At 63.3% G+C, this 591-nt stretch carries 1 pseudogene; it reads right to left on the bottom strand.

The features are described 5' to 3' along the window. Window positions 1-498, bottom strand: a pseudogene (locus tag EOA60_RS36305) (hypothetical protein); the annotation flags it as partial. Window positions 499-591 lie beyond the last annotated feature (93 nt).

Raw genomic sequence — 591 nt, 5'->3', positions numbered from 1 at the left:
GTTGAGGCTTTTGCCTTCGGCTCCCTCGATGAAATGTGCGATCGCTCGGAGCCGCATGGTCTCTGCGGTGACCGCGTCCCCCGTCAACTCCGCGAGGAGTTTCAAGGCGGCTCCGGCCTTGCCGCTCTCGATCAGCATGGCCGCTTTGAGTTCTCGTTCCCGCGTCACAAGCGGCTCCGGCAGCCCTTGCAGGGCGACGGCAGACCCGGAACGCGATCTCTCAAGGATGGCTCTCGCGGACCTATCCGGCGCTGGTGCCAGACCATCGGCTTCATCGAGCACCGCCGATGCGCCCTTGATATCGTCATCTCGCAGGAGAACAAGCGCAGCAGCCCGTAGCGCTTTCGCCTTGGTATCGGCCGCCAGGCTTTCCCAAAGCGAAATGTCCTGCTTTGCGTCCGCGATCCAATCGCGAACACCCGTACTCTTCCCGCGCCGCAGTTCCGATATCGCGCCATCGAGCCGAAGCGACCATGCCTGACTCAGCTTGCCGGACATCGCCTCCAACTCGGAAGCCGCTACCCGCGCGAGATTGAGAGCTGCCCGGGCCTGATTGTTTATAGGTGCGCTTCCCTCGATCGACGGGTGCCC

The organism is Mesorhizobium sp. M1A.F.Ca.IN.020.06.1.1 (assembly GCF_004023265.1).
Classification (GTDB): domain Bacteria; phylum Pseudomonadota; class Alphaproteobacteria; order Rhizobiales; family Rhizobiaceae; genus Mesorhizobium.
The sequence above is the reverse complement of the archived record's forward strand: the minus strand, read 5'-3'. Positions and strand labels throughout refer to the sequence as shown.